Origin of the sequence: Lepagella muris (assembly GCF_004793975.1) — a bacterium.
Classification (GTDB): domain Bacteria; phylum Bacteroidota; class Bacteroidia; order Bacteroidales; family Muribaculaceae; genus Lepagella; species Lepagella muris.
In genome coordinates, this window is sequence record NZ_SRYB01000026.1 from 42,210 (window position 1) to 57,877 (window position 15,668).

The following is a 15,668-nucleotide window of genomic DNA, read 5'->3' on the forward strand; positions in this document are numbered from 1 at the left end:
ATTATAAAATTTAGGTATACTATTATTGAGGTCGGTTAACCTTTATTTATTCCATCAGTCATTTCTTCTGACGACGCTTGTTGCCGCCATGCGAACGACTTTTCTTCTTGTCGTTGGGAGTGTGTCGCGGATTGCTCTTCTTCGGCTCTCTCAACGGCTTGTTGGGATTACCGTCGTCAGAGACAAGTGCGAAGTCAAGTTGCTTCCTGTCGAGGTCGGCACGCGCCACCTGCACCTTCACCTGGTCTCCGAGAGTATACTTATTGTGGAATTTTCTTCCGATAAGACAATAGTTCTTCTCATCGAAGTCATAATAGTCATCGGCAAGATCTCTTACCGGCACGAGTCCCTCACACTTATTCTCGTCAAGTTCAACGTAGAGTCCCCACTCTGTCACTCCGGAAATCACGCCCGAATAAATCTCTCCGAGTCGGTCCTGCATGAACTCCACCTGCTTGTAGCGTATTGACGCGCGTTCGGCATTAGCAGCGAGCTGCTCCATGTCGGAGGAATGGCGGCACTGGTCTTCGAGTTTCAGTTTGTCGGTGCTACGTGCACCATCGGCATATTTGGCAAGAAGACGGTGCACCATCATGTCGGGATAACGGCGTATCGGCGATGTGAAGTGGGTGTAGTAGTCAAGGGCAAGACCATAGTGACCCACATTGTCGGTGGTATATGTCGCCTTAGCCATACTGCGTATCGCAAGCATCGCGAGCATATTCTCCTCTCCCCGACCCTTCACGTCTTTAAGCATCTTGTTAAGGCTCTTGTTGACCTCCTTCGCCGTTCCTTCCGATTTCACCTTGAAGCCGAATCGTAGTGCTATCTGCGAGAAGTTGGTAATCTTTTCAGGATCCGGATTGTCATGCACACGATAGACAAATGATTTTGCCTTCTTACCTTTCGGCACCTTGCCGATGCTCTCTGCCACGGTGAGATTGGCAAGGAGCATAAATTCCTCTATAAGCTTGTTGGCATCTTTCGATTCCTTGAAATAGACACTGACCGGCTTGCCGGTTTCATCGATTTCGAAGCGCACTTCAGCACGGTCAAATTCAAGCGCACCGTTATCATAACGGCGACGGCGCAACTCCTTGGCAAGTTTGTCGAGAGTCAGTATCTCCTTTGCGAAATCACCCTCGCCACCCTCTATGATTGCCTGTGCCTCCTCGTATGTGAAGCGACGGTCAGAGCGTATCACTGTTCTGCCGATACGGTAGTTGATCACGTTCGCCTTTGAGTCAAGCTCAAATATTGCGGAATATGTCAGTTTATCCTCATCCGGGCGCAAGGAGCATATACCGTTGGAAAGATGCTCGGGGAGCATCGGGATGGTACGGTCAACGAGATATACGCTCGTGGCACGCTGCTGTGCCTCCCGGTCTATGATGGTGTTGGGCGTGACGTAATGCGTAACGTCTGCGATGTGCACACCTATCTCCCAATTACCATTGGCAAGCTGACGGATGGAGAGCGCATCATCGAAATCCTTTGCATCACGCGGGTCAATAGTGAAGGTGATGACATTACGGAAATCCTCACGTTTAGCCACCTCTTCCGGCGTGATTCCGGCATCAATCTTATTAGCTGCCTTCTCCACATTCTCCGGATATTTATACGGGAGTCCGAACTCTGCAAGTATGGCATGCATCTCGGCTGTGTTCTCCCCTTTCCTACCAAGGATGTCGACCACCTCGCCACGCGGGTTCATCTCCTCATCTCTCCATTGCGTGATGCGGGCTATTGCCTTGTCGCCCGTCTTGCCACCCTTCAGTTTCAAGCGTGGTATTATGATGTCGGCGGCAAGGAATTTAGAATCCGTGACGAGCGAAGCATAGTTCTTCTCCACGTTAAGGGTGCCGATGAACACTTGGTCTTTCGGCTCCAATATCTCGATCACCTTTGCCTCCGGCTCCTGACCTTTACGGCTTGCAGAAATCTCCACACGCACCTTGTCGCCATTGAGCGCATGCATTGAGTTGCGTTCTGCCACGAGAATTGTGTCATCATCTATCATGACTCCGTTCTTGCCGTTGCTGCGACGAACAAAGATACCGATATTCTCCGACACACGATTGCTGTTTGCCTTATATTTTCCCAAATCCACTTCAAGAATCACTTCTGCCGCCGCAAGCTCGTCAAGCATGTTGATGACATCATTGCGGTTTGCCGGATGACCCGCGCCTATTGCGAAAGCCACCTGCTTATAGTTGAAAGCCTGTTTCTTCTCCTTCTCAAGAAAAGCCAATATCTTTTCCTGGAGTTCCGACTTCTTCATACGTATTGCCTTTTTAGGCTTATCATTATCTTTCCTTTTCATAGCGTTTGATTTTTTCTTTTTTATTCAGCAGCCACCACCCCCTATTGTTATAACGCAAATCTATGATTTTCGTCTATTTTTAATTACAAAGTTTCATCATTTTTCAGGAATCGGATCTTTCCCTTCAGTGTCCGCAGGATGGAAATGGGTGTAGACTATACCACCTTTTGACTTACCCACCGCCTCCTCAAGGCTCTCCCTACTTGCCTCGCGGATACGCTTGACGCTTTTGAATACCTTCATGAGGGTCTTTGCCGTAGCCGTACCGATCCCTTTTATGCTGTCAAGTTCGCTTGACACCTGTCCTTTTGAACGCCGGAGCCTGTGATGGGTGATGCCGAAGCGGTGAGCCTCGTCGCGCAACGCCTGAACCACCTGAAGACTGCGGCTTTTCTTGTCGATGTAAAGCGGCAACTGGTCGCCGGGGAAATAGATCTCCTCAAGCCGTTTTGCTATACCGACAAGTGCCACTTCACCTCTTATTCCCATTTCATCGAATGCCTCCACTGCCGCACTGAGCTGACCTTTTCCGCCATCGACCACCACAAGCTGCGGCAACGGTTCCCCCTCTGCCATCATCCGGGAATAACGACGATGAAGCACCTCCTTCATTGAGGCGAAATCATTTGCCCCCACCACCGTCTTTATGATAAAATGACGATAATCACGCTTCGCGGGCTTACCATTACGGAAGACCACGCAGCTTGCCACCGGATTCGTGCCCTGTATATTGGAGTTGTCGAAGCATTCTATATGGCGTGGCTGCACATTAAGACGGAAATCGCTTTTCATCTGTTCCATCAGTTTCTCCACCCCTTTCTCAGGATCAAGTTTCTCCGCCAATTTCTCCTTATCAAGCATGTATTGCCTTACATTCTTCATGCCCACATCAAGAATCTTCCTCTTATCCCCTCTCTTGGGAACTATGAACTCCACTCCGGCAAATTCCACGTCCGGTTCAAACGGCACAATGACCGTCTTGAAAGTGCGGTCAAACCTGCGGGCTATCTCCCCTATTGCCATTGAAAGGATTTCCGATGGAGTCTCCGCAAGTTTCCGTCTGAACTCCATATTTAAGCTCTGAACGACCGCCCCGTGATGCAGGTGCATGAAATTAACATAGGCGGAATCCCCGTTTTCATCGTAGGCAAACATGTCGGCATCCTCCTTTTCCGTGACGGCTATGACCGTCTTGGAGTTGTAGCTTCTGACCGTCTCATACTTCTCCTTCATAATCTGTGCCTCCTCAAATTTCCATTCCCCACTGAGTCGGTCCATCTCCTCTTGAAGATATTTCTCAAGCACATCGGTCTCTCCTGAAAGTATCTGACGCACCTGCGATACATACTCCCCATACTTTTCCGGACTTATCAGACCACGGCACGCGCCTCCGCATTTCTTTATATGATAGTCGAGACATAGGCTGAATTTATTCCTCACAATCCCTTTCTCATCCAAGGCATGACGGCAACTGCGCAAGGGATAGACATCGCGTATCAGCTGCAACACCACTTTTGCCGACTGCTGGTTGGCGTATGGTCCGTAGTATTTGCCATCCACGTCCCTCTCTCGCGTCATAAAGACACGTGGATACAGTTCCTTCGTGACCACTATCCACGGATAGGATTTATCATCCTTCAGCAGGACGTTGTAGTGAGGCTGATAGGATTTTATCATCGCGTTCTCAAGATGAAGGGCATCCTCTTCGGTAGCGACCACTATAAACCGCATGTCGACTATATTTCTGACAAGAAGATTCGTCTTAACTGAATCATGACGTCGGTTGAAATAAGAAGACACGCGACGTTTAAGACGCTTTGCCTTGCCGACGTATATGACTTTTCCATGACGGTCGATATACATATAGACTCCTGGAGATTCCGGAAGATTAAGAATCTTCTCACGAAGGTGAGCTCCCGGACGATTATTGAAAAGATCATCCCTTGTCCTGTCGGGAGTAAATTCTATCTCAAATTTACCGGTGCCGTCAATGTCCCGCCCTACCCCGGTCAATAAGGGGGAATTCGGGAGATTATCTGTATCTTGATTTCCCATATTGAATTTTTCAGTGATTTCAGAATTGAAATCTATCAAGAAGGAGCCATCGAATCTATTTCGGTGGCTCCTTCGGAATCCATTCATGCCGAGGATTCATTCAAGATTAGATCTGTCCGCAATATAGTTTTTCAGTAAAAACGATGCGCTACAATTCCAAAATCACGATGAATACGGCATTTTTCAGCAGACTTGACTCCACTTAGTATTTCAGCAGAGAAGTCACTTCACAATCCTGTGGAAGAGTGTCACGCCCATTCAGGGCTGTAAGTTCAACAATAAAGTTTATATACACCCTCTTCGGATTCATACTCTTCACGAGCTCGTAGCAAGCCTGCATTGTGCCACCGGTAGCAAGCAGATCGTCATGGATCACCACTACATCTTCTGAGGTGATTGCATCACTATGAAGCTCTATCGTATCAACCCCATACTCCTTGGCATACGCCTTCTTTATCGTCACCGACGGCAATTTGCCAGGTTTACGGGCAGGCACGAAACCAGCTCCAAGTTCATACGCAAGGATGCTTCCACCGATGAATCCACGCGATTCTATACCGACAACCTTAGTTATGCCCTTATCACGATAGAGAGCGGCAAGCTCCTTACTCATGACACGCAATGCCTCGCCATTTTTCAGCATCGTGGTCAGGTCTCTAAAAATTATACCCTTCGAAGGGAAGTCGGGCACATCCCGAATCAGGTCTCTCAGACTCTCAAGTTCCATATTATTTCAATTTTAATTATTCAGCAGAATTGTTCCACGTGGAACAATTTCACTCTATCTTATTATTATTCCGCACTTAACGCACGATTATTTTTTCATCGTTTCAACAGCACAAGCAGAATATTTATATCCGCCGGTGAAACGCCCGGAATACGCGATGCCTGCCCGATGGTCACGGGACGAATCTTACTCAATTTCTGCCTTGCCTCCGTGGAGAGCGACAACAAGGAGAAATAATCCATATCTATAGGAAGCTTCACATATTCCAATCTCTCTGCCTTCGCAGCGAGCTCTCTCTCTCTCGCAATGTAGCCGTCATACTTTATAAGTATCTCCGCCGACTCCACGATCTCTTCACGGCGGCACTCCTCTATCTCTCCTATCCTCTTGCGAAGACGACCGATAATATTTGCGAGATTTGAGAAATTCAGCTGAGGTCGCTTCAGCAGCTCGACAAGACGAAGTGATGACGTCATAGGCGAAGTGCCCAATCCCTCCAATGCCTCATTTATCTTGTCTCCCATCTTGACAGTGAATCCGGAGCACCATTCTATGAGGGCATCCCGTTCCTGACGCTTACGCTCCATCGCGTCATAACGCGACTGCGTGACAAGACCGATCTCATATCCCCTTGGAGTGAGACGCATGTCGGCGTCATCCTGACGGAGAAGAATCCGGTATTCCGCACGCGAGGTAAACATACGGTAAGGCTCATCCACACCCTTAGTCACGAGATCATCTATCAGCACTCCGATATATGCCTCATCTCGTCCGAGCAACAAAGGCGACCCCCCCTTTGAAGAACGCGCTGCATTTATGCCGGCAATAAGACCCTGCGCCGCCGCCTCCTCATATCCGGTGGTACCATTGATCTGACCGGCGAAATAAAGACCATCCACAAGCTTTGTCTGCAAATCATGAGTCAGCTGAGTCGGATCAAAGTAATCATACTCTATGGCGTAGCCGGGTCGGTAGAAATGCACGTCTCGAAGTGCCGGCACATTCTGAAGTGCCGACAGCTGCACCTCCCACGGCAACGAACTGGAGAAACCGTTGATGTAGTATTCATTCGTAGTGGCACCCTCCGGTTCAAGAAAAAGCTGATGGCTATCCTTATCTGAGAACGTGACTATCTTAGTCTCTATGCTCGGGCAGTAACGTGGACCGATACTCTGTATCTGCCCATTATAAAGTGGAGAGGAATCCAGATTATCATGAAGCACCTTGTGCACCTCCGGATTAGTGTGCACAATATAGCAGCTGCGCGGAGGAAGCACCCTACCGACTTCCGGAAGGAATGAGAATTTATGGAAATCTCTTTTCACAAGTTCTACCCTCGTCTCCTCTCCGGGAGCAGTCGCCTCTATTGCGACTACTTCATCATCACCATCCTGACGATCTGCCAATGAGAAATCAATCGACCTTCCGTCAATTCGTGCGGGTGTGCCGGTCTTCATTCTCAACACCTCAAAACCCATGTCGCGCAGCTGGTCAGACAATCCCGTTGAAGCAGGTTCGGCAATACGTCCGCCGGATATTTTGGTAGCCCCGAAGTGCATAAGTCCGTTAAGGAATGTCCCGTTTGTAAGAACCACCCTCTTGGCATTAAATTCAAAACCCAGGGAAGTCCTCACCCCGGACACCACCGGTTTTTCGCCCGACATATCGAAATCAAGAGATTTGACCATATCCTGAAACAAGTCAAGACCCGGTGTGGTTTCAAGCACGTGATGCCATTCAGCAATATATTTCTCTCTATCCGATTGCACACGCGGAGACCACACTGCCGGACCCTTCGAGCGATTGAGCATACGGAACTGTATCGCAGTGCGGTCAGCCACTATACCCATCTGCCCACCAAGAGCATCTATCTCCCTGACAATCTGTCCTTTTGCAATTCCGCCTATGGCTGGATTGCATGACATCTGAGCCACTCGGTTGAGATCCGTAGTAATCAGAAGCGTAGACGCGCCAAGCCGAGCCGACGCAACCGCCGCCTCACAGCCTGCATGACCTGCCCCTACAACTATTACATCATAATTGAATTTCATCGTAATTATTCTATCGTTTCCCAAATTTCAAGGGCGGCATCCTCATTTGCCTCCATTATCTCACGTTCGCCCGGTCCTTTGTCGTCGATACCGCACAAATGCAGCAGACCATGCACTATGACCCTGAGCAGCTCGCGTTCATAAGCCACACCCAATTCCTCCGCATTGCTACGCACCGTGTCAAGAGAGATAAACAGATCTCCTCCTACCCTGTCGCGGTGAGAATAGTCGAATGTGATGATATCCGTGAAATAATCATGATGCAGAAATTCTCGGTTCACCCGGATAATCTCATCATCATCACAGAACAGATAGTTCAGATTGCCTATCCTCCTGCCATGAGAGGCAGCCACCTCTCCGAGCCATTTCTCCACCTTGCCAAGATCAAGAAGAGGCATCTCCACATCCTTTGTCTCGAATTCTATCATAATACTTTCAATTTATATTCCCTTCCCTCCCCATGTCAATTTCAATATCCATATCCATGCAGGAAGAAATCCATTCTTCATCATCTGCAAAAGTACAAAAAAACCTACAAACTACCGCTAATCATTCAATTTATATGCCAAAACGCGGCAAACTTTTCCATATATGCAATTTTAGCATTTTTTCAATTTTTCGGACACTCTATTATAATAATATTCCATATCTACATAATATATTAATAACCATATATTTATGCCTATATTTAAATATAATTAACCGCCATGAGATTGAAAAATTCAATTCCATACGGCAAATTACCCGTAATTTTAAAATTCTCAATCCTCATAAAACCGGCTTAAAATCACCATGAAACGTATTAAAAACGCCAAAATGTTAAATATTATTAATTTAATAAATCTCTATTGTATATCTAAAATAAAACATCTAATTTTGTAGACTAATCTTCAGAGGAAGATAACTTACCGGGGGTAACTGGATTTGACAGCACGTAGAAACGGTAAGTAAGCATGCAGAGCTTTGATGTGCAAGCTCTATAATAACAACGCATCGAACTATAATTGGCGAAAATAACAATTACGCTCTCGCTGCCTAAACCGAAGTATAGTAAGTTGGCTTTATTCGCGTCACAGTGACGTGAACGAGACATCATCCCATTGCCCGGTTCCGAGACGTTTGGACAAGATGGTGCAGAGTAAATCGGAAATAGACTTTCAGGAGCCTTGACTGGAAGTTGAATTTTAAAGGATAAGGAACTGATTGGTCGTCGCGAGCCTGTCAGTTCTCGAAAACCAATTCGATGACTAAGCATGTAGAAAGCTTATTGGGTCCGTGATTGGACGAGGGTTCGAACCCCTCTACCTCCACCCTGCATCCGAACCATATTCGGACGACATAGCCTCAGAACCGCACGGTTCCGAGGCTTTTTTCATCCCCTCCACTCCTACTAATACAATTTCACATCTCAGGATTCATTTTATGAGAATTTCTCATAAAATGAATCCTGTTTTAATTTTTATTGTTATCTTTATCGTGAAAACAGAATATACCTTGTTAGTAAATTAGTTGTGGATTTTGCAAAAGCCTATTCAGCGTGCTCTTTGAGCCATTGCAAACGACGTTGGTCAGGAAGATGCTTTACTGTAAAGTTCTCAAACTTGGCCTTGAAGCCTTCACCATCGGGACAAGCAGCCATCACCCCGACCTGCATAGGTGTGTTGTCCTGCATCCATGCGTTGCGCATCATAGTGTACTCCTTGTCATCAAAAGAATAGAAAATCTCAACCGCATCAAGGCGACGCACAGCTTTCAACCAGATATACTCCACCGGCTTATCAAGTGTGATGACACTCCAATCGGATGTGTGATGTGTCACTACTACCGACAGATTGTATTTGCCGTCCACATACTCTATGCCACATTTGATATAGTTCTCCGGATCGATGCGCAGCATAAGTCCTGCTTGGTCAAACCTGACCTTATAGTCTCCCGACACCTTTACCTTAGCCTCGAATTCACCCCCGTAGTTGGCATAATAAAAGGGGGCGTCATCAACGGTAAATCCATAATGTGATATGCGCCAATAATCGGAATATGGGGTAACATCCATTATGAGAGTTTTTCCATCGATTTCCCATACGGCAGGCTCATTAAACCAGTTCATTTTCTCAAGGGTCTGGGCTTCTGCAGCGAAAGATGTCATCACCGCTGCCAAGAGTAATGCAAATTTATTCATTATGATATGACTATTATAGTTTTCTGATTACCTTACATGGATTACCGACGGCGAGTGAATTGTCAGGTATATCTTTGGTCACTACACTGCCGGCTCCTATCACACAATTGTCACCAATGACAACACCGGGCAACACAGTCACATTGCCGCCAATCCACACATTGTTGCCAACAATGATTGGCTTGGCGTATTCAAGTCCCGCGTTACGTTGCATCACATCAAACGCAACTCCTCTCTGGCTTCTTCATTTGCCGGAATGATTGCGTTAAATGCATGGAGAAGAATCTTGCACTCTCTACGTTCGTCTATCAATGACGGATCATTATTAGCGTCATATAGTTCTCCTCTGAGCATCTTTTCTTTTTCTGTAATCATTGAATAACCATAGTTTGTTATTAACTTTGCAAAGTTAACACCCTTTAAACGAATGTACAATAGTCAAAATTAACCATTTTATGAATGTAAGGAGCAAACTCGACATGGAATTTTCCAAGCAGAAGGGGCTGTACAGTTCTGAAGACGGTGCATGTTTGCAAAAGAGTATCATTACAGCCGAAGGATATGCCATTACTGAATGTGCACTGGCAGTATTGAGCGACCTTAAAGAACACAAGAGCTATATTTTTGACGGCGGGTTCGCTCAAACACTTGATATTGATGCTTCTGTATGCAACGGGGAAATCAATTCAATATGGGAGCAGAATATCCTCGATGTTATACATCCTGATGATTTGGAAATGAAAATGCTTAATGAGCTTCTGTACTTTCACCATATACAGAAGGCTTCCGGTGCAATGCGTTTCAGACAGAATTTGTGGCAACAGGTAAGGATAAGGAGACATGACGGAGACTATATGACTGCAATGCATCGTCTTTACTACATACCGGACAGCGATGGCAATACGGTCAGATTCGCACTCTGTCTCTATGGTCCGTTATTGTTTCCGATGCAGAACTGTGCAGTAGTCATCAACAATATCAACGGCACGAACATGAGTCTTGATGTATCGACCGGCAAAGATATTCTATCACATAAGGAGATTTCCGTACTTCAAATGATTGCCAACGGTATGAGCAGCAAAGAGATTGCACGACAACTGAGCATAAGCGTCCACACAGTGAGCCGCCATCGTCAGAACATCAATGCAAAACTACAAGTTCACAACTCAATGGAGGCGTATAGAATAGCAAGATCATTAGGAATTGTCATCTGATGGAGAATTGTTGGCGGATCTTCGGGTAAAGAAAGAAAATAAAAATATATTTAACTAAGCATTTTAGTTGCATAACTAAAATATTTAGTTTATCTTTGCACAAAAATTAATGATCATGAAGAAACTAACACCAAGAGAAGAGGAATTGATGCAGATATTTTGGGAGCGTGGTCCGCTCTTTGTCAAAGATATCGTGGCGGGCATGCCTGATCCGAAGCCCCACACCAATACTATATCAACTTTTGTAAGGATATTGGAGGAGAAGGGATTTCTCAGCCACAACAGCTTTGGAAAGTCGCATCAATACTATCCTATTATTTCGTCAGATGATTATCAGTGCTACACCATCAAAGGGATAATAAACAAGTTCTTCAACAATTCTTTCACTCAGATGGTGTCAACCTTATTCAAAAAAGAAGACATATCTGAGGAAGAGCTCAGAGAGCTGTTACAAAAAGTAGAAGAAGCACATAAAAACAAAGAATAATGCTGACCCATATTGCCCAATTTATTACGTATATGGCGTATTCTGGAATAATCCTGATATGCCTGTACTTCATCTACAAGCTTTTCCTCTGCAACACGACGCACCATGGATTCAACCGTCTGTATCTGATGCTGTCGTATGTTGTGGCATTCGCGCTTCTTCCATTGCAGATGTTTTTTGACAATGCAATGCGGCAACCGGTCGCACACGGCCGTACGGGAGTATCCATATCAGACTCTGACGCCCTCTCTCTTCCGCAATGGATGGTATTGTCGGTAATAGGGATCTATATTGCAGGGGTGGCAATAATGCTTGCCATCACCTTGGCAAACATGGTTAAGATCGCGAGGATTAACCGTGGCGGCACAAGGCACGATGGCAACATAGTGTTCACTGCAGACGACAGATTCACTCCTTTCGGATGGGGAGGACGCATATTCATAAGTGAGAAAGATTATGCTGAAAACGGGGAAGCTATCCTAATCCATGAATCCTCACATATTTCACACCATCATTGGATCGACATTATGCTCGCCCAGCTGGCAATTATTTTCAACTGGTTTAATCCGGCTGCGTGGCTTTTGCTCCGCGAACTGAAGAATGTGCATGAATACCAGGCGGATGCTGCCGTTGCCGACTCAGGACTCAACATAAAGCAATATCAGCTCATGCTAATCCGTAAGACAGCCGGAATAAAATTCTCAATGCTGGCAAATTGCCTCAACCACGGACTGATAAGCAAACGCATTAACATGATGTTGAGCAAGCCTACACCCAAGAGATCGATGATGGGTGCCTTTCTAAGCATCCCGGCTGTAGTCGCAGTGATTATGTTTGTAAACTTTGACTCGATGGCGACATCAATGACCCACTCGTTAAGACCGACCACGGACTGGGATGAAACGGAATGGATCATCGACGGTAAGCCGGTAGACTACGAGTCGTTGGAAGGACTGGATCCCGACCGGATAAAGTCAATAACTGTTACAAAAGATCCGAAGACCCATGTCATCATTGAACTAAAAGATAAATAATCACATAATTATGAACAACTACAAGTTTATTCTGGCGACAATACTCATATTGCCGCAAGGGGTTTCGTATGCCTCTCAAAATCAAGCTGACGGTCCACAGATCAAAGTTATTGGCGTGGAATCTAAAGAGAAGGACAGTATCCTGCCGGATCCCACCCCTCGCAAAGTGGAGATATCAGGAATGTCAAGATATGACTGTGTGTATGAGTATAAGATAAACGTGGGGGGAGGCGAGACCTATGCTACCATTCTGCAGATAGGGGAACCGCTTTCCAAATTCACCGACTATACCTCATATCTACTTGACTCTATCGCAACCGCCCCGGTCAGCAACGCCGCCCTCATTGAAGAAATGCAGCAAAAGAAAACGAACTCCGTCTTCTTCTTTGATACCGAAGTATGGCAGAATCTACCGGAAGGCTCCATGACCGTGACGCAAGAAATCGCACCTAACATAATGGGATACGAAGAGCCAATGGGGCAAATTGAATGGTCTCTGCATGAAGATTCTACTAAAAATATATGCGGATATAGTTGCAACAGGGCAACTGCCTCTTACGGTGGACGGGAGTGGACAGCCTGGTACACGCTGGATATCCCTGTCAGCACCGGACCCTGGAAGCTAAACGGTTTGCCGGGACTTATCATGGAGGCTGCCGACTCTGAGGGTCTGCACACCTTCACTGCCATCGCATTCCGCGAAGAGAACGTGCCGATTGTCTTGCCCGACAAACTGAATGTGCATTTTTCCAACCGTGACAAGGTGATAAAGCGCAAACTCAATTCAGAAGCAACCGGCATGGAAGGGATAGACCCATCAATGATTGAAAGCATCACCGTGACTAAATCAGCAGCCGGAGGATCCAACATCATAATCAATGGTATCACTTTACGCCAACGTCCCAACGGCTATACACCTCTGGAAAAGGAATGAAAGCTTTACTGTTGTTGTTATGTGCCATGATGGCACCCATCTGCATCGACGCCCGCAACGTGATTGATGGTAAGGTGTGGGATGAGGGGGGAATTCCCCTCTCCCATGCTATTGTAAAGGCGACGTCCGGCAAAACCATCAAAGCCTTTGCCAATACAAAAGCCGACGGCTCATTCTCGCTTGCGATCGAGCCGGACACTGACAGTCTTACAATAACCGTTGACAAACTGGCATTTGAAAGGCTGACACTACGTGTGCCCAATGCGAATCAGACCCTTAAGCTGCGTATGCAGCCTAATACCACACAACTGCGCGAGGTGGTGGTGAGCGCCCCTGCGGTTTACCAGCACGGCGACACTCTCCGCTTCAACCTTGCGCAATTTCTAGGGAAAGGGGATGTGCCGCTCGACGAGGCATTGAGAAAAGTGCCGGGCATTACGGTCGCCGACAATGGCAAAATCAGCTATATGGGTAAAGATATCAGCAATTTCTATATCGAGGGATTGGAAATGCTTGGAGGCAACTACGCTCTTGCCACACGAAACCTCGCTGCAGCCAATGTCTCGAGCGTGGAGGTGCTCAACAACCACAACGAAGCCAAGATGGATAAGGGGAAACTGTCGGATAAGGTCGCTCTCAACGTGCGTCTGAAGAGGAGCACCATGTTCCGTCCGGCAGGCACTTCGGAGGCATCAGCCGGCGTGGGGGTATCCGCAGACAAGGTGACAGATAAATTCCTGTATGCCCTGGGTACCACAGGAATGATGTTCACGCCGAAGTTCCAATGCACTGTGTCTGCAAAAATGGGAAATATCGACGAATTTGCACTTCCACATTCCGGACCGGTCACCGTAAGGGGCTATGGAGCCGAAAGTGCCGTCTCAGGAGCCGAGGATGTGATCGGCACGCTCCCCGCCAGCTCACCCCCACTCAGTAGCAAAAGATACCTGAATGTCAACGACCGACTGGTGTCGGCAAATTCCATATTCAAGACAGGCAAGGAAAGCACTCTCAGGATCAACGCCTCTTACGCTTACCATAAGCAGGACAATACCTCCGCATCTTCCGTAGACTATTATCTGGGCGACGACCGCTGGCTGACCGTCAACAACGAAAATTTCTCTTGCCGCCACAGGCATTTGCCAATGCTCAGCGCACAATATGAACTCAACTCAGACCACATGTATTTCAGCAACGATTTCTCTTCGGCTGCCGACTTCAACAAGATCGACATGCCAGTAATCGCTGACGGATCGGCTGTTAGCCAATATGAAAAATTTGATAAATTCAAGATTGCAGATGCTGTTTACCTACGCTTCCGTATAGGACATCTGGAATGGCATTCCACTACCGACATCAGCTGGGACAAGACACCTTCGCTTTCGCTTGACATATCCACCACTGAAGGCAACATCTTGCAAGAAGCCCGGAGCAGCCGCTTGAAAGCCGTGCAAAGATTTGGCTCCACCATTCGTGCCGGTCTTTCGGAATGGGACATCTCACTGAAAGCCGAAGGGAGTCGCGAGAAAGTGGCAACCTCCCTTACCCGTATCGGCTCCCAAAGCGACAACGACATGCTGGGTCACACATTCCTATTCTCCGCGACACCGTCATATCAACTCACTACCCGCGACAAGCGCATGAACGTCAATGCCCGTGTGGATTTTAAAGCCGTGGCAATAAGCGGCGACAACCGTGTCGGGAAGGGGGCGCGTCTGCGTTTCAGCCATTTCTATGCCGACCCATCGGTGCAGTTCAAATACACAGCCACACCATCATCGAAATGGACATTCTCATCATCTTTCAACCACACCCACGGCGACTTACTGACACTGCTTGACAATGAAGTGATGCACGACTATCGCCGAGAATCCGCCAACTCAGGAATCCTCGCACGCAGTTCCTCATTCTCGACAAGAGGTCAATACGAATACCGCGAACCCGTCAACTTATGGTTTGCATATCTCTCCGCCAGCTATTCCATATCAAAACATAACCTGATGCAAGGGCAGTATATAACAGACTCGTCTTCCTCCTCATCATCGATTGCCGCCGATAACAATGGGCAGGATTTTACCCTCAGCGGCTCAGCTTCAAAAAACGTGATGTCAATCCGCTCCAAATTCACGCTATCATCGGCATACTCCATCAATAAGAGACGCATTATGCAGCAGAATGCGCCCACAGAATACTATTCTACGGACGCCTACGTGAAGGCAAGTGCCAACGTGCGACCGCTTTCATGGATAGAGACTGATCTCGCAGCAGAAATCAGCTTCACGGAATCACGGTTTGCCAACGTGCGCAATGACTACCGCACCCTCAACGCCCGCTTAAGTCTCTCCTTTTTCCCAATCGACAACCTTGAACTTAAAACAAACGCAGACTATTCCGACCGACAGCTCTCCAAGAACCAATATAAACGCAATCTTCTTTGGGACTTCAGAGCCACATATAAAATCAAATCTCTAAGAATCAGACTCTCAGCCAACAATATATTTAACCGCCGCCACTATTCCTACATTCTCTATTCGGGACTGGACACGTATGCCTACAACTATGCCCTGCGCGGCCGTGAAATCACTCTGTCTCTCATCTTCACCAAATAATGATGGCAAGGTTTCCCAAATCATAGAGTGAAGCCACGGGGAAACCGGCTGCCAA

At 47.0% G+C, this 15,668-nt stretch carries 12 protein-coding genes, 1 other RNA gene and 1 pseudogene; 6 read left to right on the forward strand and 8 right to left on the reverse strand.

Annotated elements, in window-relative coordinates:
• Positions 1-58: 58 nt before the first annotated feature.
• The 5 genes from rnr to ybeY form a co-directional block, all read right to left on the reverse strand.
• Positions 59-2,323: a ribonuclease R gene (gene rnr / locus E5331_RS14945; RefSeq protein WP_123484216.1), complete on the reverse strand. Its 2,265-nt coding sequence runs from the start codon at positions 2,321-2,323 to the stop codon at positions 59-61.
• A gap of 96 nt (positions 2,324-2,419) precedes the next feature.
• Positions 2,420-4,378, reverse strand: a complete 1,959-nt coding sequence (gene uvrC / locus E5331_RS14950) for an excinuclease ABC subunit UvrC (RefSeq protein WP_123484236.1) — start codon at positions 4,376-4,378, stop codon at positions 2,420-2,422.
• 202 nt (positions 4,379-4,580) lie between these two features.
• Positions 4,581-5,105: an adenine phosphoribosyltransferase gene (locus tag E5331_RS14955; RefSeq protein ID WP_123484217.1), complete on the reverse strand. Its 525-nt coding sequence runs from the start codon at positions 5,103-5,105 to the stop codon at positions 4,581-4,583.
• Between the two features lie 95 nt (positions 5,106-5,200).
• Positions 5,201-7,156 (reverse strand): tRNA uridine-5-carboxymethylaminomethyl(34) synthesis enzyme MnmG, encoded by a 1,956-nt coding sequence (gene mnmG / locus E5331_RS14960; protein ID WP_123484218.1) that lies wholly within the window; start codon positions 7,154-7,156, stop codon positions 5,201-5,203.
• Between the two features lie 5 nt (positions 7,157-7,161).
• Entirely contained in the window at positions 7,162-7,584 is a 423-nt protein-coding gene (gene ybeY, locus E5331_RS14965; RefSeq protein WP_123484219.1) for an rRNA maturation RNase YbeY, read from the reverse strand.
• Between the two features lie 482 nt (positions 7,585-8,066).
• On the opposite strand from ybeY, the gene ssrA reads away from it, so the two are divergent.
• Positions 8,067-8,469: a transfer-messenger RNA gene (ssrA, locus tag E5331_RS14970) on the forward strand.
• A gap of 215 nt (positions 8,470-8,684) precedes the next feature.
• Here the strand turns inward: ssrA and E5331_RS14975 are convergent.
• The 3 genes and pseudogenes from E5331_RS14975 to E5331_RS21015 form a co-directional block, all read right to left on the reverse strand.
• The gene (locus E5331_RS14975) at positions 8,685-9,335 is read right to left on the reverse strand and encodes a DUF1349 domain-containing protein (RefSeq protein ID WP_123484220.1); all 651 of its coding nucleotides are present in this window, start codon (positions 9,333-9,335) and stop codon (positions 8,685-8,687) included.
• A 13-nt stretch (positions 9,336-9,348) separates the two neighbouring features.
• A pseudogene (locus E5331_RS21010) lies at positions 9,349-9,555 on the reverse strand (DapH/DapD/GlmU-related protein); the annotation flags it as partial.
• Positions 9,549-9,710 (reverse strand): maltose acetyltransferase domain-containing protein, encoded by a 162-nt coding sequence (locus E5331_RS21015; RefSeq protein WP_420813830.1) that lies wholly within the window; start codon positions 9,708-9,710, stop codon positions 9,549-9,551. The gene E5331_RS21015 and the pseudogene E5331_RS21010, both read right to left, overlap by 7 nt.
• A gap of 80 nt (positions 9,711-9,790) precedes the next feature.
• On the opposite strand from E5331_RS21015, the gene E5331_RS14985 reads away from it, so the two are divergent.
• The 5 genes from E5331_RS14985 (at position 9,791) to E5331_RS15005 (ending at position 15,613) form a co-directional block, all read left to right on the forward strand.
• Positions 9,791-10,549, forward strand: a complete 759-nt coding sequence (locus E5331_RS14985; protein ID WP_123484221.1) for a LuxR C-terminal-related transcriptional regulator — start codon at positions 9,791-9,793, stop codon at positions 10,547-10,549.
• Between the two features lie 115 nt (positions 10,550-10,664).
• Positions 10,665-11,036 (forward strand): BlaI/MecI/CopY family transcriptional regulator, encoded by a 372-nt coding sequence (locus E5331_RS14990; protein WP_123484237.1) that lies wholly within the window; start codon positions 10,665-10,667, stop codon positions 11,034-11,036.
• Positions 11,037-11,068: 32 nt separating this feature from the next.
• Positions 11,069-12,070, forward strand: a complete 1,002-nt coding sequence (locus tag E5331_RS14995) for a M56 family metallopeptidase (RefSeq protein WP_168355256.1) — start codon at positions 11,069-11,071, stop codon at positions 12,068-12,070.
• A gap of 10 nt (positions 12,071-12,080) precedes the next feature.
• A complete protein-coding gene (locus E5331_RS15000) occupies positions 12,081-13,004 on the forward strand; it encodes a GLPGLI family protein (protein ID WP_135985629.1) in 924 nt (307 codons plus the stop codon).
• Entirely contained in the window at positions 13,001-15,613 is a 2,613-nt protein-coding gene (locus E5331_RS15005) for a TonB-dependent receptor (protein WP_135985631.1), read from the forward strand. Before E5331_RS15000 ends, E5331_RS15005 begins: the two co-directional genes overlap by 4 nt.
• Positions 15,614-15,668 lie beyond the last annotated feature (55 nt).